27 protein-coding genes and 1 riboswitch are annotated in these 24,959 nt (G+C 70.4%); of the genes, 2 read left to right on the forward strand and 25 right to left on the reverse strand.

Annotated features, from left to right (window positions below):
• Nucleotides 1-42: 42 nt before the first annotated feature.
• Nucleotides 43-148: riboswitch (TPP riboswitch) on the reverse strand.
• A 61-nt stretch (nucleotides 149-209) separates the two neighbouring features.
• The 6 genes from rlmN to rpsB form a co-directional block, all read right to left on the reverse strand.
• Nucleotides 210-1,316 (reverse strand): 23S rRNA (adenine(2503)-C(2))-methyltransferase RlmN, encoded by a 1,107-nt coding sequence (gene rlmN / locus OG933_RS13610; protein WP_054239714.1) that lies wholly within the window; start codon nucleotides 1,314-1,316, stop codon nucleotides 210-212.
• Nucleotides 1,317-1,476: 160 nt separating this feature from the next.
• On the reverse strand, nucleotides 1,477-2,658 hold the full coding sequence (locus OG933_RS13615; protein ID WP_405627297.1) for a phosphatidate cytidylyltransferase: 1,182 nt from the start codon (nucleotides 2,656-2,658) through the stop codon (nucleotides 1,477-1,479).
• Nucleotides 2,658-3,215 (reverse strand): ribosome recycling factor, encoded by a 558-nt coding sequence (gene frr / locus OG933_RS13620; protein WP_020128692.1) that lies wholly within the window; start codon nucleotides 3,213-3,215, stop codon nucleotides 2,658-2,660. The genes OG933_RS13615 and frr overlap by 1 nt, the downstream gene beginning before the upstream one ends.
• 183 nt (nucleotides 3,216-3,398) lie before the next feature.
• The gene (gene pyrH / locus OG933_RS13625) at nucleotides 3,399-4,157 is read right to left on the reverse strand and encodes a UMP kinase (protein ID WP_054239716.1); all 759 of its coding nucleotides are present in this window, start codon (nucleotides 4,155-4,157) and stop codon (nucleotides 3,399-3,401) included.
• Nucleotides 4,158-4,342: 185 nt separating this feature from the next.
• The gene (gene tsf / locus OG933_RS13630; RefSeq protein ID WP_362527655.1) at nucleotides 4,343-5,179 is read right to left on the reverse strand and encodes a translation elongation factor Ts; all 837 of its coding nucleotides are present in this window, start codon (nucleotides 5,177-5,179) and stop codon (nucleotides 4,343-4,345) included.
• 146 nt (nucleotides 5,180-5,325) lie between these two features.
• Nucleotides 5,326-6,288 (reverse strand): 30S ribosomal protein S2, encoded by a 963-nt coding sequence (gene rpsB, locus OG933_RS13635; protein WP_362527658.1) that lies wholly within the window; start codon nucleotides 6,286-6,288, stop codon nucleotides 5,326-5,328.
• 280 nt (nucleotides 6,289-6,568) lie between these two features.
• Between rpsB and OG933_RS13640 the strand changes: the two genes are divergently transcribed.
• The gene (locus tag OG933_RS13640; protein ID WP_362527661.1) at nucleotides 6,569-7,144 is read left to right on the forward strand and encodes a M23 family metallopeptidase; all 576 of its coding nucleotides are present in this window, start codon (nucleotides 6,569-6,571) and stop codon (nucleotides 7,142-7,144) included.
• 1 nt (nucleotide 7,145) lies between these two features.
• On the opposite strand, the gene OG933_RS13645 is transcribed toward OG933_RS13640, so the two are convergent.
• From OG933_RS13645 to proS, 18 genes are all read right to left on the reverse strand, one after another.
• Nucleotides 7,146-7,703, reverse strand: coding sequence for a TetR/AcrR family transcriptional regulator (locus tag OG933_RS13645; protein ID WP_171402260.1), 558 nt, complete (start codon nucleotides 7,701-7,703; stop codon nucleotides 7,146-7,148).
• A 108-nt stretch (nucleotides 7,704-7,811) separates the two neighbouring features.
• The gene (gene whiG, locus OG933_RS13650) at nucleotides 7,812-8,654 is read right to left on the reverse strand and encodes an RNA polymerase sigma factor WhiG (RefSeq protein WP_054239720.1); all 843 of its coding nucleotides are present in this window, start codon (nucleotides 8,652-8,654) and stop codon (nucleotides 7,812-7,814) included.
• A 264-nt stretch (nucleotides 8,655-8,918) separates the two neighbouring features.
• Nucleotides 8,919-10,079, reverse strand: coding sequence for a DNA-processing protein DprA (gene dprA / locus OG933_RS13655; protein ID WP_405627300.1), 1,161 nt, complete (start codon nucleotides 10,077-10,079; stop codon nucleotides 8,919-8,921).
• On the reverse strand, nucleotides 10,076-11,701 hold the full coding sequence (locus OG933_RS13660; RefSeq protein WP_405627301.1) for a YifB family Mg chelatase-like AAA ATPase: 1,626 nt from the start codon (nucleotides 11,699-11,701) through the stop codon (nucleotides 10,076-10,078). Before OG933_RS13660 ends, dprA begins: the two co-directional genes overlap by 4 nt.
• Before the next feature lies 1 nt (nucleotide 11,702).
• Nucleotides 11,703-12,080: a YraN family protein gene (locus OG933_RS13665; RefSeq protein ID WP_020128701.1), complete on the reverse strand. Its 378-nt coding sequence runs from the start codon at nucleotides 12,078-12,080 to the stop codon at nucleotides 11,703-11,705.
• Nucleotides 12,081-12,197: 117 nt separating this feature from the next.
• Entirely contained in the window at nucleotides 12,198-12,506 is a 309-nt protein-coding gene (locus OG933_RS13670; RefSeq protein WP_005311352.1) for a DUF2469 domain-containing protein, read from the reverse strand.
• Between the two features lie 56 nt (nucleotides 12,507-12,562).
• The gene (locus tag OG933_RS13675; RefSeq protein WP_405627303.1) at nucleotides 12,563-13,099 is read right to left on the reverse strand and encodes an NUDIX hydrolase; all 537 of its coding nucleotides are present in this window, start codon (nucleotides 13,097-13,099) and stop codon (nucleotides 12,563-12,565) included.
• Nucleotides 13,089-13,865, reverse strand: coding sequence for a signal peptidase I (gene lepB, locus OG933_RS13680; protein WP_054239724.1), 777 nt, complete (start codon nucleotides 13,863-13,865; stop codon nucleotides 13,089-13,091). Before lepB (OG933_RS13680) ends, OG933_RS13675 begins: the two co-directional genes overlap by 11 nt.
• Before the next feature lie 121 nt (nucleotides 13,866-13,986).
• The gene (gene lepB / locus OG933_RS13685) at nucleotides 13,987-14,970 is read right to left on the reverse strand and encodes a signal peptidase I (RefSeq protein WP_362527672.1); all 984 of its coding nucleotides are present in this window, start codon (nucleotides 14,968-14,970) and stop codon (nucleotides 13,987-13,989) included.
• Nucleotides 14,858-15,955, reverse strand: a complete 1,098-nt coding sequence (lepB, locus tag OG933_RS13690; protein ID WP_405627305.1) for a signal peptidase I — start codon at nucleotides 15,953-15,955, stop codon at nucleotides 14,858-14,860. The genes lepB (OG933_RS13685) and lepB (OG933_RS13690) overlap by 113 nt, the downstream gene beginning before the upstream one ends.
• Nucleotides 15,948-16,679 (reverse strand): signal peptidase I, encoded by a 732-nt coding sequence (gene lepB, locus OG933_RS13695; RefSeq protein WP_362527678.1) that lies wholly within the window; start codon nucleotides 16,677-16,679, stop codon nucleotides 15,948-15,950. The genes lepB (OG933_RS13690) and lepB (OG933_RS13695) overlap by 8 nt, the downstream gene beginning before the upstream one ends.
• A 45-nt stretch (nucleotides 16,680-16,724) precedes the next feature.
• Nucleotides 16,725-17,075: a 50S ribosomal protein L19 gene (gene rplS / locus OG933_RS13700; protein ID WP_020128707.1), complete on the reverse strand. Its 351-nt coding sequence runs from the start codon at nucleotides 17,073-17,075 to the stop codon at nucleotides 16,725-16,727.
• Between the two features lie 137 nt (nucleotides 17,076-17,212).
• Nucleotides 17,213-18,046, reverse strand: a complete 834-nt coding sequence (gene trmD, locus OG933_RS13705) for a tRNA (guanosine(37)-N1)-methyltransferase TrmD (RefSeq protein ID WP_054239728.1) — start codon at nucleotides 18,044-18,046, stop codon at nucleotides 17,213-17,215.
• A complete protein-coding gene (rimM, locus tag OG933_RS13710; RefSeq protein WP_362527682.1) occupies nucleotides 18,046-18,654 on the reverse strand; it encodes a ribosome maturation factor RimM in 609 nt (202 codons plus the stop codon). Before rimM ends, trmD begins: the two co-directional genes overlap by 1 nt.
• A 113-nt stretch (nucleotides 18,655-18,767) precedes the next feature.
• The gene (locus tag OG933_RS13715) at nucleotides 18,768-19,007 is read right to left on the reverse strand and encodes an RNA-binding protein (RefSeq protein ID WP_003973401.1); all 240 of its coding nucleotides are present in this window, start codon (nucleotides 19,005-19,007) and stop codon (nucleotides 18,768-18,770) included.
• A gap of 5 nt (nucleotides 19,008-19,012) precedes the next feature.
• The gene (gene rpsP, locus OG933_RS13720; RefSeq protein WP_054239730.1) at nucleotides 19,013-19,432 is read right to left on the reverse strand and encodes a 30S ribosomal protein S16; all 420 of its coding nucleotides are present in this window, start codon (nucleotides 19,430-19,432) and stop codon (nucleotides 19,013-19,015) included.
• 286 nt (nucleotides 19,433-19,718) lie between these two features.
• Nucleotides 19,719-20,315 (reverse strand): hypothetical protein, encoded by a 597-nt coding sequence (locus OG933_RS13725; RefSeq protein WP_028806665.1) that lies wholly within the window; start codon nucleotides 20,313-20,315, stop codon nucleotides 19,719-19,721.
• Nucleotides 20,316-20,576: 261 nt separating this feature from the next.
• A complete protein-coding gene (gene proS, locus OG933_RS13730; RefSeq protein ID WP_362527685.1) occupies nucleotides 20,577-21,992 on the reverse strand; it encodes a proline--tRNA ligase in 1,416 nt (471 codons plus the stop codon).
• Between the two features lie 207 nt (nucleotides 21,993-22,199).
• Between proS and OG933_RS13735 the strand changes: the two genes are divergently transcribed.
• Nucleotides 22,200-23,081 (forward strand): SAM-dependent methyltransferase, encoded by an 882-nt coding sequence (locus OG933_RS13735; RefSeq protein WP_405627306.1) that lies wholly within the window; start codon nucleotides 22,200-22,202, stop codon nucleotides 23,079-23,081.
• 221 nt (nucleotides 23,082-23,302) lie between these two features.
• On the opposite strand, the gene ffh is transcribed toward OG933_RS13735, so the two are convergent.
• On the reverse strand, nucleotides 23,303-24,847 hold the full coding sequence (gene ffh / locus OG933_RS13740; RefSeq protein WP_405627308.1) for a signal recognition particle protein: 1,545 nt from the start codon (nucleotides 24,845-24,847) through the stop codon (nucleotides 23,303-23,305).
• Nucleotides 24,848-24,959 lie beyond the last annotated feature (112 nt).

Here is a 24,959-nt window from a genome sequence, read left to right on the forward strand (position 1 = left end):
ACCCGCGGAAGGTTCCGCCGGTGCCCGGGCAGGGCGCAACAGCTTGAGTGATGACCGAACTTCCTACCCAGAATGACCTGGGCAAGGTTCAGAGGGTCTGCGGACTCTCCCGCACTCTCAGCGCTGTGGCGCTCCCCTGTCGGAATATGAAGATGTACTGATACGGACGTACTGATACCCGATACGTCGTACCTGATACCGGGGTCAGACTACCGCTCGGTGGCCGCGAGCTGACCGCACGCCCCGTCGATCTCCTGGCCACGGGTGTCCCGCACCGTGACCGGCACCCCGTGCGCGGCGATCGCCTCGACGAACGCCTTCTCGTCCTCGGGCCGGGATGCCGTCCACTTCGAGCCCGGGGTCGGGTTGAGCGGGATGAGGTTGACGTGCACGGGCTTGCCGCGCAGCAGCCTCCCCAGCCGGTCACCACGCCAGGCCTGGTCGTTGATGTCGCGGATCAGCGCGTACTCGATGGACAGCCGGCGCCCGGACCGCTCGGTGTACTCGAACCCGGCGTCCAGCACCTCGCGCACCTTCCACCGTGTGTTCACGGGGACGAGGGTGTCGCGCAGCTCGTCGTCCGGCGCGTGCAGGGAGATCGCGAGCCGGCACTTGAAGCCCTCGTCGGAGAACCGGTGGATGGCCGGCACCAGCCCGACCGTCGACACGGTGATGCCCCGCTGCGAGATCCCGAGCCCGTCCGGAGCCGGGTCGGTGAGCGCGCGGATGGCGCCGACGACCCGCTTGTAGTTGGCGAGAGGCTCGCCCATCCCCATGAAGACGATGTTGGACAGCCGCGCGGGACCGCCCGGGACATCCCCGTCCCGCAGCGCCCGCATCCCGTCGACGATCTGGTGCACGATCTCGGCGGTGGACAGGTTGCGGTCGAGGCCCGCCTGTCCGGTCGCGCAGAACGGGCAGTTCATCCCGCACCCGGCCTGCGAGCTGATGCACATCGTCACCCGGTCCGGGTAGCGCATCAGCACCGACTCCACGAGCGTGCCGTCGAACAGCCGCCACAGGGTCTTACGGGTGGTCCCCTGGTCCGTCGACAGATGCCGCACGACCGACATCAGGTCCGGCAGCAGCGCCTCACGCAGCTTCTCGCGAGCACCGGCGGGGATGTCGGTCCACTCCGCCGGGTCGTGCGCGTAACGCGCGAAGTAGTGCTGCGACAACTGCTTGGCACGGAACGGCTTCTCCCCGATCTCCGCCACGACCTCCTTCCGCTCGGCGGGCGAGAGGTCGGCGAGATGCCGCGGCGGCTTCTTGGCTCCGCGGGGGGCGACGAAAGTGAGTTCTCCGGGTGCAGGCATAACCCCTCCAGTGTCTCAGATCGAATGCGTGGCCCCGGCTGCGAGCCGTGCGGCGTGGTCGTCGGCGGCCGGGCGCGGAGAACTGCCAGGTCATACGGCGACGGGCCCCCTCCCCGAAGCACAGGGAGAGGGCCCGTACGAGCCGGTCGCGCGGTGCGGGTCAGCCGGAACCCACGAACAGGACGAGCATCAGCCACACCACGGGAGCCGTGGGCAGCAGCGAGTCCAGGCGGTCCATGATGCCCCCGTGGCCCGGGAGCAGCGTGCCCATGTCCTTGATGCCCAGGTCCCGCTTGATCATCGACTCGCCGAGGTCGCCGAGCGTGGCGCTGGCCGCGACGGCGAGGCCGAGCAGCAGACCCTGCCACCAGGTGCCGTCGTCGATCACGAACTGCATCAGCAGCGCGCCGGCGACCATCGCGAACGACACCGCGCCGAGCAGGCCCTCGCGGGTCTTGCCCGGGCTGATGCGCGGAGCGAGCTTGGTCTTGCCGAAGCGCCAGCCGACGGCGTACGCGCCCGTGTCGCTGACGACCGTCAGGACCAGGAACATCATGACGCGGAACGCTCCGTCGTCGGCGGTGAGCATCAGGGCGACGAACGTGGCCAGGAACGGGACGTAGAAGGCCGCGAAGACGCCGGCGGTGACGTCCTTCAGGTAGCCCTCGGGCGGTTCCGTCATCCGCCAGACCAGCACCGCGAGCGCGGTGAGGGCCATGGCGACCCAGGCACCCTCGGGACCCCGGACGTATCCGGCGACGACCATCGCCGCACCGCCGACCGCGAGCGGCACGAGCGGCGCCTTGATGCCCTTGCGCTCCTGCAGCCTGCTGGTCAGCTCCCACAGGCCGACGACGACGGCGACCGCTATCACGCCGATGAACACGGCCTTGACGACGAACAGCGACGCGATGATCACCACACCGAGCCCGACCCCGACCCCTATGGCCGCGCCCAGGTCTCGGCCCGCACTCTTCTTCTGGGGTGCGGGCGCCGGGTGAGAGGCGTCGGGCATGGGCTCCGGATTCTGCGGCACCGCCGCGTGGGGCTGTGCCGACGGTGTGTCGTGGCCGTGGGCGGCGTCGCCGTACGGCTGGTTGCCGTAGGGCCGGTCCGGGAACAAGGGGCCGCCCGGCCGAGCGGCCCCCCGGTCGTCATCCTGGTTTCCGCCGCGCGCGGGTACGTCGGGGACGATGGGCATGGGGCGAGTCTGCTGCGCCTCAGGCGCATCGTACGCGGGACCCGCCGGGGCGGCCCCCTGGACAGGCCCCTGGTCGACGGGCCCCCAGTACCCGGCCCGCGACCCGGCGTGTGGCGGTGAGCCCCAGGAAGAGTCGTTCATCAGACCTCGAGCAGCTCCGCTTCCTTGTGCTTCAGGAGCTCGTCCACCTGGGCGACGTACTTCGCGGTGGTGTCGTCGAGCTCCTTCTCCGCACGGCGGCCCTCGTCCTCGCCGACCTCTCCGTCCTTGATCAGCTTGTCGATCGCGTCCTTGGCCTTGCGGCGGACCGCGCGGATGGACACCTTGGCGTCCTCACCCTTGCCCTTGGCGACCTTGATGTAGTCGCGGCGGCGCTCCTCGGTCAGCTCGGGGAACACCACTCGGATGATGTTGCCGTCGTTGCTCGGGTTGACGCCCAGGTCGGAGTCGCGGATCGCCTGCTCGATGTTGCGCAGCGCGGTCTTGTCGAACGGGGTCACGACCGCCATGCGCGGCTCCGGCACGGAGAACGAAGCCAGCTGGTTGATCGGCGTCGGTGCGCCGTAGTAGTCGGCAACGATCTTGTTGAACATCGCCGGGTGCGCACGGCCGGTGCGGATCGCGGCGAAGTCCTCCTTGGCGACCACGACGGCCTTCTCCATCTTCTCCTCGGCCTCGAGGAGGGTCTCTTCGATCACCACTTGCTCCTGCGTGTCTTGAGTAGGCCCGGCTGCGGTTCCTTGCGGAGGCGGCGGCCGGCTGCGTCGCGTCTTCTTCCTGCACGGTTCCCGACCGGCAGGACATTGTCCATCCCCCGGCCAGGGTCCGTCCCCCGGTCAGGTGTTGTCGTACGGAACCGGGGTTCTACGGGGTTCTACCGGTCAGGACCGGCTGCCTTGCTCACCCACAAGCGTGCCGATCTTCTCACCCTTGACGGCGCGAGCGATATTGCCCTCGGTCAGAAGCTCGAAGACGAGGATCGGGAGCTTGTTGTCGCGGCACAGCGTGATCGCGGTCATGTCGGCGACCTTCAGGTCGCGGGTGATGACCTCGCCGTAGCCGAGGGCGTCGAACTTGACGGCCGCCGGGTTGGTCTTCGGGTCGGAGTCGTAGACGCCGTCCACGCCGTTCTTGCCCATCAGCAGCGCCTCGGCGTCGATCTCCAGGGCGCGCTGGGCGGCGGTGGTGTCGGTGGAGAAGTACGGCATGCCCATACCGGCACCGAAGATGACCACGCGGCCCTTCTCCAGGTGCCGCACGGCGCGCAGCGGGATGTACGGCTCGGCGACCTGGCCCATGGTGATGGCGGTCTGGACGCGGCTGTCGATGCCCTCCTTCTCCAGGAAGTCCTGGAGGGCGAGGCAGTTCATGACCGTGCCGAGCATGCCCATGTAGTCCGAGCGGGCACGGTCCATGCCGCGCTGCTGGAGTTCCGCGCCGCGGAAGAAGTTGCCGCCGCCGATCACGACCGCGATCTCGGCACCGTCACGGACGACGGCGGCGATCTCACGGGCGATCTTGTGCACCACGTCGGGGTCCACGCCCAGGCCCCCGCCACCGGAGAATGCCTCCCCGGACAGCTTCAGCATGAACCGGCCGCGTAGTTTGCCGTCGTCGCTCTTCTGGGCCTTGGTGGTCATGGGAGATCCCGCCTCTTTCACGTGGTGCACATGCGAAGAAGGCCATTGCCGGTGGGGTGTTCCAACCCGTGCGCGGCAATGGCCTCCTCGTCAGATCTGCTGTCGTCCGTCACGCACACGCGTGACGGCGTACCGGACGACTGCGTCCGACCCTATCGGGCCGGAGCGTCGATCGCGGCACGGACTCAGATGCCGACCTTGATGCGCGTGAAGCGCTTCAGGGTGACACCGGCCTCGTCCAGGACCTTCTGGACGGACTTCTTGTTGTCCAGCGCGTACGGCTGGCCGAGCAGCGTGGCGTCCTTGAAGAAGCCGTTGACGCGACCCTCGACGATCTTCGGCAGGGCGGCCTCGGGCTTGCCCTCGGCGCGGGTGGTCTCCTCGGCGACGCGACGCTCGGACTCGACGACCTCGGCCGGCACGTCCTCCTTGGAGAGGTACTTCGGCGCGAAGGCGGCGATGTGCTGGGCGATGCCCTTCGCAACGTCGGCGTTCGGCTTGTCCAGCTCGACGAGAACACCGATCTGCGGGGGCAGGTCGGGCATCGTGCGGTGCATGTACGCGGTCACGAAGCCGTCGGTGAACTGCGCGAAGCGGTCCAGCACGATCTTCTCGCCGAGGTTGGCGTTGGCCTCGTCCACGAACGCCTGGACGGTCTTGCCGGCCTCGATCTCGGACGCGAGCAGCGTCTCGAGGTCGGCCGGGGAGGTCTTGGCGACGTGCTCGGCGATCGCGTTGGCGACGGCCTGGAACTTGTCACCCTTGGCGACGAAGTCCGTCTCGCACTTCAGCTCGACGAGGACGCCGGAGGAGTTGTCGTCGGCGATGATCGAGACCACGGCGCCGTTCTCGGCGGAGCGGCCCTCACGCTTGGCGACGCCCTTCTGGCCCTTGATCCGGAGCGCCTCGACGGCCTTGTCGACGCTGCCCTCGGCCTCGTCCAGCGCCTTCTTGCAGTCCATCATGCCGGCGCCGGTGAGCTCACGGAGCTTCTTGACGTCAGCGGCGGTGTAGTTCGCCATGATCTGTGAATCTCTCTCGGAGTTCGAAGTCTCGAAGATCTGGGGGCTGTGGGTGAACGGCGGGCGGTGCGCTCGGCACCCCCCGCCGTCACTTCGTCCCTAGGGCCGTACGGACGACCTGGCGCCCGTACGGCCTACGGCCTGACTCAGGCCTGCTCGCCCTCGGCGGCCGGAGCGGCCTCGGCGGCGGGAGCCTCGGCAGCGGGGGCCTCGGCGGCGGGGGCCTCGGCCTCAGCGGCGGGAGCCTCGGCGGCCGGAGCCTCAGCCTCAGCCTCGGCAGCGGCCTCGGCCGGCTTCTCGGCAGCAGCCTCGTCCGTGGTCTCGGCGTCGGCCTTCTTCTCGCCCTCGAGCAGGTCGCGCTCCCACGCGGCCAGCGGCTCGCCGGCGGCCTTGTCGCCCTTGTCGCCGGTGGCGACGCCGGAACGGGAGATGAGGCCCTCGGCGACGGCGTCGGCGATCACGCGGGTGAGCAGGGTGACGGAGCGGATCGCGTCGTCGTTGCCCGGGATCTTGTAGTCGACCTCGTCGGGGTCACAGTTGGTGTCGAGGATGGCGACGACCGGGATGTTGAGCTTCCGGGCCTCGCCGACCGCGATGTGCTCCTTCTTGGTGTCCACGATCCAGACGGCGCTGGGCACCTTGGACATCTCGCGGATACCACCGAGGGTCTTCTCGAGCTTGGCCTTCTCACGCGAGAGGACCAGGAGCTCCTTCTTCGTCAGACCCGAGGCGGCGACGTCCTCGAAGTCGATGAGCTCGAGCTCCTTGAGGCGCTGAAGGCGCTTGTAGACGGTCGAGAAGTTGGTGAGCATGCCGCCCAGCCAGCGCTGGTTGACGTAAGGCATGCCGACGCGGGTGGCCTGCTCCGCGATGGCCTCCTGCGCCTGCTTCTTCGTACCGACGAACATGACCGTGCCGCCGTGGGCGACGGTCTCCTTGACGAACTCGTAGGCGCGGTCGATGTACGACAGCGACTGGAGCAGGTCGATGATGTAGATGCCGTTGCGCTCGGTGAAGATGAAGCGCTTCATCTTCGGGTTCCAGCGACGGGTCTGGTGACCGAAGTGGACGCCGCTTTCCAGCAGCTCCCGCATCGTGACGACGGCCATGGCCGTTCTCCTTGGGTTTCTCGGTTGTACCGCGGGGACCGGACGGCTCCCGCGCCTGACGCCCGCGATGCGCCGAGCCACGAAGGACCGAGGGGCGCAGATACCGGAGAACCGACCGTGGCCGGCCCCCGATACCGGGGCGTGCGAAGTCGACCCGGTGACCCGGATCGCCAGAAGAAGTGTACGGGACCGGCGGGGCACCGGGTGACGCCGCTGTCCACAACCGGCGGGTGGTCCACAGGTCCCGGCAGCGGTCACGGGAACACGCGACGGTGGCGTCATGCACGCACAGCGATTCACGGCCCTGCTGCCGGTCCTGTCGATGATGACGCTGGCCACGGTGGCGTGGGCGGACCCGCGGGTCGCACCGGGAGCCCGGGCGCTCCCCGCGCCGCCCGTCCCGGCGATCGCCCGGGTCTGGCCGGTGGGCACCCGTCCGGCGGTGCTGCGGGGATGGGAGCCACCGGCCGGCCCGTACGCCCGCGGCCACCGAGGCGTCGACCTCGCGGCCCCGCCGGACGCCCCGGTGAGGGCGGTGGCTGCCGGCCGCGTGTCGTTCGCGGGGCGGGTGGCGGGCCGGGGCGTCGTCTCGGTGGAACTGTCGGCGACGGGCCGGCCGCCCCTGCGGACCACCTACGAGCCGGTGCGGGCCTCCGTGCACAAGGGGGACGAGGTGGCCCCGGGCCAGGTCGTCGGCACGGTGGAGCCGACGGGCTCGCACTGCGTACGAACGTGTGTGCACTGGGGGCTGCTGAGCGGCAGGACGTATCTGGACCCGCTGTCGCTGCTGCCGCCCTGGCTGCGGCGGAGCGGCCCGTCACGGCTGCTGCCGGTGCTCGGCGTCCCCCTGCCGTGACTCAGCCCCGGACGCCCCGCAGCACCATGCCCACCGCGGCGTCGGTGATCGCCGAGGGGTCCTCCGCGGCCCCGAGCTCGATCCGCCGCACGGCCGCGTCCACCACACCCTGCAACAGCATCGCCGCCAGCCGGGGCTCCGCGTGCCCCAGTTCCGCCAGCGCCGCCCCGATCATCGCCACGAGCCCGCCGTGCGCCGCCCGGATCTTCTCCCGGGCCCCCGCGTCCAGCTCGCTCGCCGAGATCGCCACGACGGCCCGGTGCCGCCGGTCACCCACCAGGGCGAGCTGCCGGCGCACATACGCCTCGACCTTGGCCTCGGCCCCGTCGGCCGCGGCCATCGCCGCCTCGACCTCCGCCGCCCACACGGGGAAGTCGACCTCGCACAGTTCCTCGACCACGGCGGCCCGCGACCGGAAGTACTCGTACACGGAGGAGCGCGCGAGTCCCGTGCGCTCGGCGAGGGCCGGGAAGGTCAGCGCCTCCGTCCCGCCCTCGGACAACAGTGAGCGTGCCGCGTCCAGCAGGGCGGCACGCTGCATCGACCGGTGCTCGGCCACGGAGGCCGCTCGAATCCTTGGCACGTCGACCACTCTACGGACGCTCCACCCCCGACGGGAGTGACTGCGCCCGCACTTCCGTCGTCCGGCCGGGCCGGACCCGCCGGTTCAGCGGCCGAAGCTCGCCAGTTTCGCGCGCAACTGCAGGACCGACTTGGTGTGGATCTGGCTGACCCTGCTCTCGGTCACACCCAGCACGTTCCCGATCTCGGCGAGCGTCAGGCCCTCGTAGTAGTAGAGCGTGACGACCGTCTTCTCCCGGTCGGGCAGCGTGTTGATCGCCCGCGCGAGGAACCGCCTGAGCTCCCGGTCCTCGGCCACCTCCACGGGGTTGTCCGCGGCGGTGTCCTCCAGCGTGTCCATGAAGCTGAGGCCGTCCCCGTCCTCACCCCCGACGTGCAGCAGCTCCTCCAGCGCCACCACGTTGGCGAGCGACAACTGACTGAACACCGCGTGCAGTTCGTCCACCGCGATGCCCAGCTCGGCGGCCACCTCGCACTCCGAGGGAGTCCGCCGCAGCCGGGCCTCCAGCGTCGCGTAGGCCCGCTCGACGTTGCGCGCCTTCTGCCGCACCGACCGCGGGATCCAGTCCAGCGCCCGGAGCTCGTCGATCATCGCGCCCCGGATCCGGGTGATCGCGTAGGTCTCGAACTTGATCTCCCGTTCGATGTCGAACTTCTCGATCGCGTCGATCAGTCCGAAGACCCCGGAGGAGACGAAGTCGGCCTGCTCCACATTGGGCGGCAGGCCGACGCTCACCCGGCCCGCCACGTACTTCACCAGCGGTGAGTAGTGCAGGATCAGCTGCTCCCGCAGCCGTTCGTCCCCCGTCGCCTTGTACGACCGCCACAGCTCGTCGAGCGTCGAGGGAGCGGGCGGCCGCACGCTGCCACCGTCACGGGCGGCTGGGGTGATCGCCGCCCGGTCGGACCCGGAGGTGTGCTGGGGCATTCGTCGCCTTGTGCCGTTCTGCCGTGAAGTGCGTGAGGTGGGTACCGCGTGGTGCAGAGGTGCCGGTCTGTGCCGGAATCCTCGTGAGCGTAGCGTGACTGAAGTGTCGCGGTGCGCGAAGAGAGCGCCCCGACCGGTACGCAGATACGTTCCGCTGGACGCACTCCAGGGTCACGGCAGTCACGGCGGCCGACCCCGGCGGTGGGTCAACTGCCGGAATCCCCAAGGCTTTCGGCATTCCCCCGGACGGCCGAACAGCCCGGGTCAACACGGACGCCGACCCCCTCGAACGGAGACCACCGCCTGGCGTGTCAACTTCCAGCCGTCGCCGTGTCGTTCGACGTAGCCGAGTGCTCTGAGTTCGTACAGTCTCGCGATCGCGTCGTCCGGTGTGGTCCGGGCCTCGCGGGCGACCTCGTCGACCGCCGCGGGTCTGCGGGCGGGCAGTGCCGCCAGGACCCGCCGGGCAGCCGGCTCCAGCAGATCGCGCGGCAGCGCGGGGCCACGCCGGTCGGGAGCCAGCTCGCCCATGTCACCGACCAGTTCGACGACCTCCGCGGCATCGGTGACCAGTACGGCCTCTCCCCGCAGCAGCTCGTGCACACCGGCGGAGAGTCCACTCGTGGCCGGCCCCGGTACCCCTATCGTGTGCCGGCCCAGCCGCTGGGCCGCCCGAGCGGTGACCAGCGAGCCGCTGCGGTAGGCGGCCTCGACGACGACCGTGCCCCGGGTGAGCGCGGCGATCACCCGGTTGCGCAGGATGAACCTGCTCGGGGTCGGATGGTCGCCGGGCGGCAACTCACCGATCACCAAGCCCTGTTCGGCGATCCTGTTGATCAACGCCGTGTGACCGCGCGGGTAGGGCCGGTCGACCCCGCAGGCGAGGACGGCGACGGTGGCGCCGCCCGCTCCGAGGGCGCCCCGGTGGGCGGCACCGTCCACCCCGTACGCGCCCCCCGACACCACCACCCAGCCCTGTTCGGCGAGGCCGGCGGAGAGGGTGGCCGCCATGTGGGCGCCGTACTCGGTGCACGCGCGGGCACCGACGACGGCGACCGAGCGCAGCGCCCACATCCGCAGACTGGGCCGCCCCCGCACCCAGAGCCCCAGCGGCCGGGCGTCCCCGAGCTCGTCCAGCGTCCCCGGCCACTCGGCGTCTCCCGGGCACACGAACCGCACTCCGGCCTCCCGCGCGAGGGCCAGATCCCGCTCCGGCTCTGCCTGCCCGGCCCGCGCCCGCAGGCCGGCCCAGCGCCGCGCGGTCACCCCGGGCAACGGCTCCCCGTCGTCCCGCAGCCGACGCACCACCTCCGGCACGCCCCGCTCCCGCACCCACTGGCCGCCCACCTCGTCGCCGGGCTCGAGGACCCGGCCGAGGAAGATCCGGGCGAGCCGGTCGCCCGCCGGTTCGCCGCCGCCGTTCACGTCAGGGCCCCGAGGGCCATCGGCACACCGCGCGGCACCCCCGTGCGCAGCTGGAGGGCCAGGTTCACGTCCATCGTGCCGGGCCGGTCGTGTCCGACCAGGTCGGCGACGGTCCAGGCGACGCGCAGGACCCGGTCGAGCCCCCGGGCGGTCAGCACCCCTCGCTCCAGGCTGCGCTCCGCCTCGTCCATGGCACCGATCGCGGCATGCCAGCGGTTGCGCAGCTCCCGCCCCGGCACCTCGCTGTTGGTCCGCCACGGAGTGCCCGCCAGCCGGGCCGCCGCACGCTCCCTGGCGGCCCTGACCCGGTCGGCGACGATCGCCGTGGACTCGCCTCCGGGACCACGGTGCGCGAGCTCTGCCCGGCTGACCGGGTCGACCTCGACCCGCAGGTCCACCCGGTCGAGCAGCGGGCCGGAGAGCCGTGCCTGGTAACGGCGGATCGCGGAGGGCGGGCACTCGCACAGGGTGTCCCGCTGCGAGAACCGGCCGCACGGGCAGGGGTTCGCCGCGAGCACCATCAGGAACCGTGCCGGGAACCGCACCACTCCCGCGCTGCGCGCGATCACCACGTGCCCGGCCTCCAGGGGCTGCCGCAGGGCGTCGAGGGCGTGACTGCCGAACTCGGGGGTCTCGTCGAGAAAGAGCACCCCCCGATGGGCCAGCGAGACGGCGCCGGGTCGGGCGAACCCGGCCCCGCCCCCGACCAGCGACTGCATCGTGGCCGAGTGGTGCGGGGCGCAGTACGGGGCCACGTCGATGAGGGGCTTGCCCGGCGGCAGCAGCCCGGCCACCGAGTGGACCGCGGTGACCTCCAGCGACTCCTGCCGGCTCAGCCGGGGCAGTACGGCCGGCAGGCGCTCCGCGAGCATGGTCTTGCCGGTCCCGGGCGGTCCTTCCAGGAAGAGGTGGTGTCCACCGGCCGCCGCCACCTCCACCGCGGTCCGCGCCGAGCTCTGTCCGACCACGTCCGCGAGGTCGTGCTCCTGGTCCAGGTGGACGGCGCCCATGCTGTGCATCCCGGTGGCCGCTCCCGTGCCGGGCATCCGCAGGCCGGCCAGGAGCGGATCCGGGCGGCCCGCCTCGTCCGGTTCCTCGTCGGGGACCGGCTCGTCGGCGAGGATCGCGATCAGCTGCCGCAGGCTGCGCACCCCGAGCACGGACACACCGGGGACCAGTGCCGCCTCGGCGGCGGCGCACTCCGGCACGACCACCTGTTCGTATCCGGCGTCGGCCGCGGCCAGCACGGCGGGCAGGATGCCCCGGACCGGGCGCACCCGTCCGTCCAGGCCGAGCTCTCCGATCATGACGATGTCGGCGAGCACCCGCGGGTCGATCCGTTCGGCGGCGCCGAGCACGGCGCTGGCGATGGCCAGATCGAAGCCGCTGCCGCCCTTGGGCACCGATGCCGGGCTGAGTCCGACGGTGAGCTTCTTCTGCGGCCACTCGCCGCCCGAGTTCACCACCGCCGCGCGTACCCGGTCCCGGCTCTCCGTCAGGCTCTTGTCCGGCAGCCCCACCAGCGTGAACGCCGCCACTCCCGGTTCGAGGTCGGCCTGTACCTCGACGACGACCCCTTCGACGCCCACCAGCGCCACCGAGCACGTGCGCGCGAAGCCCATCTCAGGCCACCCCCCGCGCGTGCTCGACGACGGCCGCTCCGCGGCGGGGCAGGACGACGCCGACCAGATCGATGCGGACGCCGCCCGGCGGGGCTCCCCCGTGCGCCTGGATCCATCGCTCGGCCAGGCCGCGCAGGCGCTCGGCCTTCTCCGGTGTCACCGACGCCATCGGGTGCTGGAACCCGCCGCCGCTGCGGGTCTTCACCTCGCAGACGACCAGGACGTCACCGTCCCTCGCGACGATGTCGATCTCACCGGTCCTGCCGCAGCGCCAGTTGCGCTCCAGGACCGTCATCCCGGCCTCGACCAGCCGTCGTGCGGCCAGTTCCTCGCCGTACCTGCCGAGCGCGCCTCGGGCCAGATCCGTGTGCGTGTTCATGTGGGCACCACCTCCGGCACCCACGTTCACGCATCCGCCGCCACGAAAAAGATCTTGGTGGACAACTCGGGGGCTGTGGAAAACCCCGTCACCCGCACGAGCGCTCCGGCACGGGACTCAGCTCCCGGGAAGCTCCAGATCGCTCTTGTTGAGCTCCTCGATGTTCACGTCCTTGAACGTGAGCACCCGCACCTGCTTCACGAACCGGGCCGGGCGGTACATGTCCCACACCCAGGCGTCCGCCATCGACACCTCGAAGAACACCTCGCCCTGAACCGAGTGCACCTGCATCTCGTAGTCGTTCGTGAGGTAGAACCGCCGCTCGGTCTCGATCACGTATTTGAACAGACCGACGACATCGCGGTACTCCCGGTAGAGCTTCAGCTCCATCTCGGTCTCGTACTTCTCGAGGTCCTCGGCGCTCATGGCATGTTCCCCTTCAGCCGTGCGATCTCCTCATTGTGCGCCAGTCCCGTGCGCCTCTAGACGATTTCCGTGTCCAGGGTTACGGGTCCGGCCGGAGGACCTTCGTCGAGCAGCCTGCGCAGCAGCTCGGCGAGTCTGGTCGGATACACCGTCTCATGTGTCCGCGTCAGTTCCTCACAGGTCCACCAACGCGCTCCGGCGACGCTGCGCCGCTCCAGCTCGGTCAGGGCCGTGGCACGGGTCGCCGTCACCGTCGTACGGGCCAGGTAGTACCACTCGTCCTGGTCCCAGCGGCGGCCCGCGAACGGGAAGGAACACAGCCGCCGCCACAGCACCGGGCCGAGTTCGACCTCGGTGATGCCGGTCTCCTCGACGAGTTCCCGCAGAGCCGCCTCCTCGCGGGTCTCGTCGCCCTCCACACCGCCGCCCGGGGTGAACCACCAGTTGTCGGCCGGGTCGTCGGGTTCATGGCCGTGCAGCAGCAGGATGCGGTCCCGCGGGTCGAGGAGGACGACCCGGGCCACCTTGCGCAGCCCGCCCTCGTACGAGTCGACGCCCGCGTCCGTCGGCTCGTCCGTGGTCTCAGCGGGCACCGGCCGCCTCCGGCCGGGCACGGCGGCCGGACGTCCGCTTGGCGATCGGACCGTACGCCGCCCCACCGAGGACCAGCACACCACCGGCGACGATCAGCCAGCCGATCGTGCCCAGCGGGCCCGGCTGGGAGAGGGCGCCGAGCGTCTTGAACCCCGTGGGGCGCTCCAGCATGCCGTTCATGGGCCAGACCACGGCGTCGACCCGGGCCGCGACGGCGCTGCGCGCGACCGTGCCCTGCGCCGCGTCCGTGAGGTGGGCGGTGGAGTCCAGGGAACCCTCGCGCTCGTCGCCGAGCAGGAAGAGCCGGCCCTCGGGGACCTTCACGGTCGGGATGTTCTTGTTCTCGGCGAGGCTGCCGGCGGGCAGATACGGTTCCTCGATCTGCTTGCCGTTGACGGTCAGCTTGCCTTCGGTGCAGCAGGAGACCGTGTCGCCGCCGACCGCGACGACCCGCTTGACCACGGGCGCGTTGCTCGCCCAGGTCTTGTCGGTGAAGACGACGACGTCCCCGCGGCGCACCTCGTCGCCGTCGACGCGCTCGGCCAGCACCCGGTCGCCGGCCGCGATCGTCGGGCTCATGGAGCTGGTAGGCACGGTGTACGGCCGGTAGAGCAGGGCTCCCCACCCGAAGCCGCCGAGGAACAGCACGAGGCCCAGTGCGACGGCCAGTCCGGACAGACGCTGTCCGGTCCGGCTGCCCACCGGGCCACTGTTGGTGCCTCCGCCACTGTGCGGGGCCGTACGCGTAGTGCTCTCGCCACCCATGGATCCGCACCCTACCCGGCGGTACCGAACCGGGTCAGCCCTTCTTCCCCGGACTTCCCGAGCCTTGGTCACAAGCTTGGGAAAGGGTTTGCCGAGTGGCGGCGGCGCGAAAGCGGGAAGGTCAGCGGACCGCCGAGTCCTCCGTGCGCCGCCGGCGCCACAGGACGACGGGGACGACGCCGACGAGGGCGAGGCCCTGCGGGGCGACCGTCAGGGCAGCGGATCCGGCGGACTGGGTGTTCAGGCCGTCCTGGTCGAAGGTGTCCGGCACCGGCAGCGTGCCCCAGCGGGTGAGCGGCCAGGCCTTGACGACGGCACGGCCGACGACCTGGTCGACGGGCACCATGCCGTGGTTCTTGTCCGACTGGTTGTAGCGCGAGTCGCGCGAGTTCTGACGGTGGTCGCCCATGACCCAGATGAAGCCCTTGGGGACCTTCACGGTGAACTGGCCGCCCTGGTCGTCCTGGCTGCACGGGGTGTTGCCGGGGTACACGTACGACGCTTCGTTCAGCGCCTTGCCGTTGACCGTGAGCGGGCCGGTGCCCTTGCACGAAATGGTGTCGCCGCCGACCCCGATGACCCGCTTGATCAGGTCCTTCTCCTCGGCGGACGGCATCAGGCCGATCCAGCTGAGGACGGTCTGGAAGGCGTTCGGATCGACGGTGGCCTCGCCCGCCAGCCAGTTGTCGGGGTCGTGGAAGACGACGACCTCGCCGCGCTCCGGCTCGGAACCGAACCACGGGGTCAGCTTGTCGACGAGGACCCGGTCACCCTCCTTGAGGGTGTTCTCCATCGAGGCGGACGGGATGGAGAACGCCTGCACGAGGAACGTCTTGATCAGCAGCGCGAGGACGAGCGCGATGCCGATCAGGATCGGCAGCTCCTTCCAGAAGGAGCGGGGCTTCTTCGGCTTCGGGGCCGGGCCGCCGGACCCTTCGCCACCGGTCCGGGGCGGCTCGTCCGCCGGCGGGCCGTCGCCACCCGCCGCCGGGTCACTCCCGGAGGTAACGGCGCTGTCGGAAGCCGGGTCGGCGGCTTCCACCGGATGACCGCGGTGCTCCTCGCCGTCGTGCCCGGACCGTGCGCCAACCGCCACATCCCCCACGCCAACTCCTCACTCTGTGCCGCTGCCTGCCCCACGTACGACGCAGGCCCACCACTCCCATAACGAGCGGGAGTTCCGCAGGGCTCGGGAGTTGTCGAATCGATCCGTTCGGATCGCCGGGGGCAACCCTATGCGACAGCTGGGCGGACGCGGTCGCCGTGGCGGCCGAGCCGGTGACGGATGCGAAAGTTTGCGGTTCCTTGAGACGGACCCAGTGGCCCAACGGCCAGGCGATGACCATGGCCCGCCCCACCACCTCGTCCTCCGAGACGGTGCCGCCGTAGTCGGTGTTCTGGTGGGCCCGGGAGTCGGCGGAGTTGGCCCGGTGGTCGCCCATCACCCACAGCCGCCCCTGGGGGACGGTGATGTCGAACGACGTGCTGGAGGGGTCGTTGCCGGGATACAGATACGCCCCCTCCTCCAGAGGCACGCCGTTGACGGTGACCCGCCCCTGCGTGTCACAGCACACGACGCGGTCGCCGCCCACCCCGACGACCCGCTTGATGAGGTCCTTCTCGTTGTCGGACGGCAGCAGACCGATGAAGGTGAGCCCTTCCTTGATCTGCTTGACGACGACCGGGTCCTCCTTCTTGGTGGTGGTCTGCTCGTCGTTGAGCCAGCCGCCGGGGTCCTTGAAGACGACGACGTCCCCGCGCTCGGGCTTGGAGCCGAACCACGGGGTGAACTTGTCGACCAGGACACGGTCGCCGATCCGGATCGTCTGCTCCATGGAGCCGGACGGGATCACGAAGGCCTGCACCAGGAAGGTCTTCAGGACCAGGGCTATCAGGACGGCCACACCGACCAGCAGCGGTATCTCCCGGACGGCCGAGCGCCTGCGCTTGCGCTTGACCTTGCGCTGGAGCTTGCGCCGTTCCGCGCGCGTGCGACCGCTGCCGGAGCTGGAGGTGCGCCGGGCGCCGGTGGGCAGCAGGTTGTCCGCGGCGCTGGTCGGGATGCCGCGCGGCCTTCCACGGTTACCCATGGGCACCCTCCGCGCCGGGCACGCGCGCGTAGGCGCTCGGGCGGGGCAGGCGGGTGAGGTGCGCGTAGGGCCAGAGGATCCAGTCGGCGCGGCCGATCACACGGCCGACGGGGATCATGCCGCCGCCCGGTGAACCGAGGTGGTCCCGGGAGTCGCTGGAGTGGCTGCGGTGGTCACCGAGGACGAACAGGGTGCCCTCGGGCACGACCACGTCGAAGTCCACCGTGGACGCGTCGTCGCCGGGATACAGGAACGTCGACTCGTCGACCGACCGGCCGTTCACCTTGATCCTCCCCTCCTTGTCGCAGCAGACCACGTGATCTCCCCCTACACCCACGACGCGCTTGATGTAGTCGAAGTTCCCGAAGTACCCGGTGCCGTCGAACACGACGACATCGCCGCGCCGCGGCTCGGCACCGAAACGGTACGCCAACTTATTTACGAGAACGCGGTCGCCGATCCTCAATCCGTTTTCCATGGATCCGCTGGGAATCTGGAATGGTTGTGCCACGAAAGCGTTGAGGACCAGCAAAAACAGCAGGCAGATCAGCAGGGTGAGACTGATCCGGCCGCCCGGGAGCCACTCCGTGATCCGCCCCGCCAACGCGAAACGCGACCGTCCCTCCGGTCCTTCCGCCTCCGGGGTCTCCTGGGAGACGTCCGCGGGAACGGAAGGGTGGGAGGAGCGGTCGCGCTCCGTCGTCGGCTGAGCTTCGGTGTCCATCGGGGCCAGATGCTATCCGGCCGCTCTATGAACCCCTGAAGGCACTCAGTTGTCGCGCTTCTCCTTGATCTTCGCGGCCTTGCCGCGCAGCTCGCGCAGGTAGTAGAGCTTGGCGCGACGCACGTCACCGCGGGTGACGAGCTCGATCTTCTCGACGATCGGGGTGTGCACCGGGAAGGTGCGCTCGACGCCGACGGAGAAGGAGACCTTGCGGACCGTGAAGGTCTCGCGGACACCGGCGCCCTGGCGGCGGATGACTACGCCCTTGAACTGCTGCACACGGGAGCGGTTGCCCTCGATGACGCGGACGTGGACGTTGACGGTGTCACCCGGGCGGAAGGCCGGGACGTCGCTGCGCAGCGACGCGGCGTCGACAGAGTCGAGCAGGTGAGACATTTCGTCTGCTTTCTTCGCTGATGCCACAGGTCATCAACGGAACTAGATGTTCGAAGATTGAGTGCCGTGTGCCCGTCGAGGCGGGCGTCGTGTCCCCCTGCGGCAGGGGCGCACACCGGACGGCGCACAACAGCGACCTATTGTTCCACGCCGTCGGTCCTGCGCCAAAATCGACCGTACGGCGCACCCTCCGGGTCGGGCGTCCAGCCCAGGATGGAGAGCATCTCGCGGTCCTTCTTGTCGAAGGTCTTCGGCTCGCAGCGCTCGATCAGGTCGGGCCGGTTGGCCGTCGTGCGCCGCAGGGCCTCGTCCCGGCGCCAGCGGGCGATTTTGCCGTGGTGGCCGCTGAGCAGCACCTCGGGGATCTCCCTGCCGCGCCAGGCGGGCGGCTTGGTGTAGACGGGGCCCTCCAGCAGGTTGGCCATGGCCCCGGGGGCGAAGGAGTCGTCGCGGTGGGACTCGGCGTTGCCGAGCACGCCGGGCAGGAGGCGTGCCACGGCCTCGGTGACGACCAGGACGGCGGCCTCCCCGCCGGCCAGGACGTAGTCGCCGATGGAGACCTCGTAGACGGGGATCCGGGTGGCGTACTCGTCGATGACCCGCCGGTCGATGCCCTCGTAGCGGGCCGGGGTGAAGATCAGCCAGGGGCGCTCGGAGAGCTCCACCGCGAGTTCCTGGGTGAAGGGCCGGCCGCTGGGGGTCGGGACGACGATCGCGGGCGCGTGCGAGCCCCGCTCGTAGCCGTCGGCCAGGACGGTGTCGAGGGCGTCGCCCCAGGGGTCGGTCTTCATGACCATGCCGGGTCCGCCGCCGTAGGGGGTGTCGTCGACCGTGTTGTGCCGGTCGTACGTCCACTCCCGCAGGTCGTGCACCTGAACGTCCAGCCGGCCACGCGCGCGTGCCTTGCCGACCAGGGAGACGTTCAGCGGGTCGAGGTACTCGGGGAAGATCGTGAGAACGTCGAGGCGCATTACGGCCGGTCCCCGTCCGTGTCGGCGTCCCCGTCCGTGTCCCCGTCCGTGCCCTCGTCGTCGGCCTCGGCGGCGTCCCGCGCGGACGCGATCTCGGCCTGGTCGTCGATCAGACCGGGCGGCGGGTCGATGACGGCCCGCTGCTCCTCGAGGTCGATCTCGGTGACGATCGCCTCGACGAAGGGGATCATCACCTCGCTGCCGTCGGGCCGCTCGACGATGAAGAGGTCCTGGGAGGGCAGATGCGAGATCTCGGTGATCCGGCCGACCTCGAGGCCGTCCTTGGTGACCACGTCCAGGTCCATCAGCTGGTGGTCGTAGTACTCGTCCTCCTCCTCGGGCAGCTCCGCGGGATCGATCTCGGCGATCAGGAGGGTGTTGCGCAGGGCTTCGGCGGCGGTGCGGTCCCGCACCCCCTCGAAGCGCAGGAGGAGACGACCGCTGTGGACGCGGCCGGTCTCGATGGTCAGCGGGCCGGTCGAGGCCGGGTCCGTGGCCAGGACGGCGCCGGGCGCGAGCCGCTGCTCCGGCTCGTCGGTGCGTACCTCGACGGTGACCTCGCCCTTGATGCCGTGGGCGCGGCCGATCCGCGCGACTACGAGCTGCACTTCTGAAGATCTCCTGTCGTACCTGTCGTACCTGTCGTCACGACTGCCGTAACGACTACGGGCCGGGGACGGCCAGTGGCCCTCCCCGGCCCGAGCCGGTGCTGCGAAACGCGTCAGCGGACGTGATCCACGTCGACGAGGTCGACGCGGACGCCACGGCCGCCGATGGCGCCCACGACGGTGCGCAGAGCGCGTGCGGTGCGGCCGTTGCGGCCGATCACCTTGCCGAGGTCGTCGGGGTGGACCCGGACCTCGAGCACCCGCCCGCGGCGCAGGTTGCGCGAGGCGACCTGCACATCGTCGGGGTTGTCGACGATGCCCTTCACGAGGTGCTCAAGCGCCTCTTCGAGCATGCTGCTCAGGCCTCGGTCGACTCGGACTCGGCGGCAGCCTCGTCCTTCTTCTCAGCCTTCTTCTTCTGGGTGATGGCCTCACCCTTGCCCGAGTCGTCGCCACCGAGGGCCTCGAACACGGGGCGAGCCTTCTTCGGCTCGGCGACGAGCAGCGGCGCCGGGGCGGGCTCGCCCTTGAACTTCTGCCAGTCGCCGGTCTTCTTCAGAATGGCGAGCACCGGCTCGGTCGGCTGCGCGCCGACACCCAGCCAGTACGCCACGCGGTCGGCGTCGACCTCGATGATCGACGGGTGGTACGTCGGCTGGTACTTGCCGATCTCCTCGATCGCACGACCGTCACGACGGGTGCGGGAGTCGGCGACGACGATGCGGTAGTGAGGCGCGCGGATCTTGCCCAGACGCTTCAGCTTGATCTTGACTGCCACGGAAGTGGTGTCTCCTGGTCTTGACGTGGTTGGGCACGGCGAGATGGCCGCGTGGGGTTGCGGTACCCGAGTGCCCGATGGACGCGTCAGCCGGAGGAGAGAGGGGTCCTGTGCGGCTGTCGAGTACAGCTAGCCATTGTGCCACACCGCGAGGGTCCCTTCCGGCCGCGGGTGGTTTCCGGGCATGCGGGAGGAACGCCCGGCGCTTGCGGGGCGCCGCCTTCGACGGCCCCCCGCATCACGCTGAACCGGCAGCCACGAGATGCCGGTGCATGACGGCAGGCGCCTAGGCCGCGCCGGCGATCTCCGGGATCCGGAACGGCTTGCCGCAGCCCCCGCACACGATCGGCGCCTGGGCCAGGACCGACGGTACGACCCGCACGTTGCGGCCGCAGTCGCACACGGCCTTGACCCGGACGCCGCCGCCGGAGGAGCCGTGCCGGGCCGCCGGACCGCGGAAGCTGCGGGTGGTGTCGGAGGAGGTGGCCGCCAGATGGGCCTTGAGGGCCCGCTGGAGGCGCTCGATCGTCGGGCGGTAGCGCCGCTTGGCCTCGGGGTTGAGCGTGACCAGGGAGAAGCCGCTGCTGGGGTGGGGCTCCTCGGGGTGGTCCAGCCCCAGTTCCTCGGCGATCGCGAGGAATCTGCGGTTGTGGTAGCGGCCGGCGCGGGAGGTGTCGCGCACGCCGCGGGCGGCGGCGATGCCATGGACTGCCTCGTGAAGCAGTCGCTCGAAGGAGAGCTCGTGACCGCAGGCGGACGACGACTCCCCGATCAGGGACTCTGGCGCGGCAAGATCCGGCAGTTCGGGGTGGTACCGCTGAATGTCGGCCCACGCCTCTGCCAGCTCTGCGGCGAGAACAGGTGGTGTCTGTGTCGTGCTCACGTAATGACAACGAGCGGGGGTGCCCCTGTGTTCCTATTCCGGGCCATCCCAAATAATTTGCACGTACCCGTCAGTTGCCGCTGATGCGTCCTGACGAGGGCGGGTGCGCTGATCTGCGGAGAAGCCTCACAGCTCCTACCAAGGTGGTGCGTAGGCCCACGTACGACCCGGCGCGTAGACGATGTCCGCACGCCGGGGTAGGGATGTTCCGCAGGGGCGCAAGAGACGTTTCGGTCGCTCTCGCGGGCGGAGGGCGCCGTCTCAGTAAGCGCGCGCGACGACGGCGACGTTACCGGGGGCGTCCCCGTCGTCCGGCACCGACCCGTCCTCCGCGATCAGACAGCGTACGGTCAGCGACTGCTCGGCCAGCCTGGCCTCGCCTTCTTCGCCGAGCGTCGCCCACGGGATGCGCGCCCAGCCGCCGGCGACGGCCGCCTCGGCCGCCTCCTCGATCGTCGAGACGTCCGTCGTGCGGGATTCGCGGCGCTCACGGGACTGCTTCAGCAGCAGCGCCTGGTCCTCTTCGAGGACGGCGGGCAGCAGCGCCTCGATCGCGTCGATCGCCACCGGCTCCTTGCCTCCCGGGATGCGCCGGGCCAGCATCGCGGTGCCGTTCTCCAGGTCACGGGGCCCGATCTCGACGCGGACGGGCACGCCCTTGAGCTCCCAGTCGACCGCGCGCCGCCCGAAGGGGACGTCGGTACGGTCGTCCACCCGGACGCGGAGCCCCGCCGCCTTCAGCCGGTCGCCCAGCTCGCGGACCTTGGCCAGAACCGCCTCGTCGCCCTTGATCGCGAGGACGACGACCTGGACCTGGGCCAGCCGCGGCGGCACCCGCAGCCCGTCGTCGTCGCCGTGGGTCATCACCAGGGCGCCGATCATGCGGGTCGTCGAACCCCAGGAGGTCTGCCAGACCAGTTCCTGGGCGCCCTCCTTCGTCAGGTACCGGGTGTTGAAGGCCTTGGCGAAGTTCTGGCCCAGCTCATGGCTGGTGACCATCTGGAGGGCCTTGCCGTCGCCCATCATGCTCTCGAGGGTGAGGGTGTTGACGGCGCCCGCGAAGCGCTCCTTGACCGTCTTGCGGCCGGAGACGAAGTCGATCGCGAGGACGTTCTCCAGGAAGTCGCCGTAGACCTCGCGCTGGATGCGCGCGGCGAAGTCGCGGGCCTCCTCGTACGTGGCGTGCGCGGTGTGCCCCTCCTGCCAGAGGAACTCGGAGGTCCGCAGGAAGAGGCGGGGCCGCAGCTCCCAACGGACCACGTTGGCCCACTGGTTGATCAGCAGGGGCAGGTCGCGGTAGCTCTGCACCCACTTGGAGAAGTACTCGTTGACGATGGTCTCGGAGGTGGGCCGGACGACCGCCGGCTCCTCCAGCTCCTTGCCGCCCCCGTGCGTCACGACGGCCAACTCGGGCGCGAATCCCTCGACATGGTCCGCCTCGCGCGTGAGGTAGGACTGCGGGATCAGCAGCGGGAAGTACGCGTTCTCGGTGCCCGTCTCCTTGATGCGGGCGTCCATCTCCGCCTGCATCCGCTCCCACAGTCCGTAACCGTACGGTCGGATCACCATGGTGCCGCGCACTGGTCCGTTGTCGGCCAGTTCCGCCTTGTTGATCAGATCCTGGTACCAGCGGGGGAAGTCGTCCGCCCGCGGGGTGAGAACGGGAGCCTTTGCCATGGCGCGATGGTACGGCCCCAAGTTGCCGGAATGTGAATTCTCGCCACAGGCACAGCCGGCGCACAAGCGGGGGCCCGAGACCCCTGGACGCCGTCGCGTACGGGGAGTTACCTGGCATACGGGGGGAAGTGCGAGCGCACTGCACCCTGCACGGGGGCCACCTGATCGGTTTCTGCGGCAACTCTCGGCGGATTGGGGCGCTTATCCATGACACCTACGCTCGTGCGGCAGCACCTGCCACTCGCGGGGCCGACGCCCCGCGCGGACCCGGGTGCACGCGCGCGTGACTGGTCGGAGATCCAGGAGCGGATGCTGGTCCCGCTCTACGACGCCGTCTACGAGCGACTGGACGTGGGGCCCGGCACCAGGCTCCTCGCCCTCGGCTGCGGCTCGGGGCTCGCCCTGCTGATGGCGGCCTCCAGGGGCGCGGCGGCCCTCACCGGTGTCGAACCCTCCTCACCCGAACGACTGGCCCTCGCGCGCGAGCGCCTGCTGCCGAAGGAGTCCGGGGAGCGGGCCACGGGCGGGCGCGGGGACGGTGACGGCATCCGCCTCACGGACCGGTTACCGAAGGACACGGCCGGCCCGGGCACGCGCGCGTACGACCTGGTGACCGCGTTCGAGCCGATCGGGTGTCGCGCGGGCGACGCGGACGGGCTCGGCGGTCTGCTCGCGGCCACGACACCGCTCGCCGCGCGCGGGGCGCCGGTGGTGCTCGTCGGCTGGGGTCCGCCGGAACGCTGTGCCACGTCCGCGGTGTTGCGGATCGCGACCAAGCTGGCCGAGCCGCTGCGCGGCGGCCCGGTCCGGCTGCGCCCGGCGCTGCGCGACGACCTGGAGGAGGTCGCCGGGCGGGCCGGTCTGAGGCCGGACGGATCGGGGCGGGTGGCCTGCCCCTTCGGGTACGCCGACGTGGAGAGCGCCCTCAAGGGCCTGCTGTCCACCGGGCTGTTCGACGCGGCGGTCGCGGCGACGGACCAGGCGCAGGTCGACAAGGAACTGACCGAGGCGCTGCACCCCTACCGGCGCCCGGACGGGACGGTGTGGATGCCGAACGTGTTCCGGTACCTGATCGCGCGGACTCCCTGAAGCTCCCGCGTCTCCCGCGTCTCCTGCGTCTCCCGAGGAGCACGCCTCCCCGTGGGCCTTCGTCGGCCGCGTGACGCCCGTGCGCCGGTGCGCGTCCGCCTGCTCGCGCGCGGCCGCTTCCCGTCCGTACGCCGTGTGGGGCGCCCCTCCGCGAACGGAAGAGCGCCCCACACGGCGTACGGACGGGCTCGGCTCGGCGCCGAGCCACCCGCGGCGGGCCGTCAGCCCATGAACTTCTTGAACTCGTCCGGCAGCTCGAAGTCCTGGGCGCCCTGCTGCGGCAGCCCGAGCGCGTTGCCGCCCTGGGCCTCGCGGCGCTGGGCCTCCTCCAGCTCCTGCTGCTTGCGCTTCATCGGGTTGCCGGAGCGCTGCTTGCCCTTGGCCTGCTTCGGCTGCTTCTTCTGCCGGCCGGCGCCGCCACCCATGCCCGGCACCCCCGGCATCCCGGGCATGCCCCCGCCCTGGGCCATCCGGGACATCATCTTGCGGGCCTCGAAGAACCGCTCGACCAGGCCCTTCACCGCGCTGACCTCGACGCCGGAACCCTTGGCGATACGGGCGCGGCGCGAGCCGTTGATGATCGTCGGCTCGTGGCGCTCGGCCGGGGTCATCGACTTGATGATCGCGGCCGTGCGGTCGACGTCACGCTCGTCGAGGTTGGCGATCTGGTCCTTGATCTGGCCCATGCCGGGCAGCATGCCGAGCAGCTTGCTGATGCTGCCCATCTTCCTGACCTGCTCCATCTGGGCCAGGAAGTCGTCCAGGGTGAAGTCCTGGCCCTTCTTGGACGCCAGCTTGGAGGCCATTTTCTCGGCCTCTTCCTGACTGAACGTCTTCTCCGCCTGCTCGATCAGGGTGAGCAGGTCACCCATGTCGAGGATGCGGGAGGCCATCCGGTCAGGGTGGAAGGCGTCGAACTCGTCGAGCTTCTCGCCGTTCGACGCGAACATGATCGGCTTGCCGGTCACCGAGGCGATCGACAGGGCCGCGCCACCGCGGGCGTCGCCGTCGAGCTTCGAGAGCACGACACCGTCGAAGCCGACGCCGTCACGGAAGGACTCGGCCGTGTTGACGGCGTCCTGACCGATCATCGCGTCGACGACGAAGAGGATCTCGTCGGGCGAGACGGCGTCGCGGATGTCCGCGGCCTGCCGCATCAGCTCGGCGTCGATGCCGAGCCGTCCCGCGGTGTCCACGATCACGATGTCGTGGACCTTGACCTTGGCGAACTCGATCGAGTCCTTGGCGACCTGGACCGGGTCGCCCACCCCGTTACCGGGCTGCGGGGCGTACACGGCCACACCGGCGCGCTCGGCGACGACGCTGAGCTGGTTGACGGCGTTGGGGCGCTGGAGGTCACAGGCGACGAGCAGCGGCGAGTGGCCCTGCTCCTTCAGCCAGCGGCCGAGCTTGCCGGCGAGGGTGGTCTTACCGGCACCCTGGAGGCCGGCGAGCATGATCACGGTCGGCGGCTGCTTGGCGAACCGCAGCCGCCGGGTCTCGCCACCGAGGATCGTGACGAGTTCCTCGTTGACGATCTTCAGGACCTGCTGGGCGGGGTTCAGCGCCTTGGAGACATCGGCGCCGAGAGCGCGTTCCTTGACGTTCTTGATGAACGTGCGGACGACCGGCAGGGCCACGTCCGCTTCGAGGAGTGCGATGCGGATCTCGCGCGCCGTGGCGTCGATGTCCGCTTCGCTCAAGCGCCCCTTGCCGCGCAAGTTCTTGAAGGTCGCTGAAAGGCGATCGGAAAGAGTATCGAACACGGCGGCGTCGGTCCTCGGAGTCGGGGGCAGTCTGAGCGTCTTCCAGGGTATCCGGCCGCGCAAGACATTCGTCCCCGCCTGCTGCAATCAGCGGGCGGGGACGCGTGCCACG

Source organism: Streptomyces sp. NBC_00016, from assembly GCF_045040885.1.
GTDB lineage: Bacteria > Actinomycetota > Actinomycetes > Streptomycetales > Streptomycetaceae > Streptomyces > Streptomyces coriariae.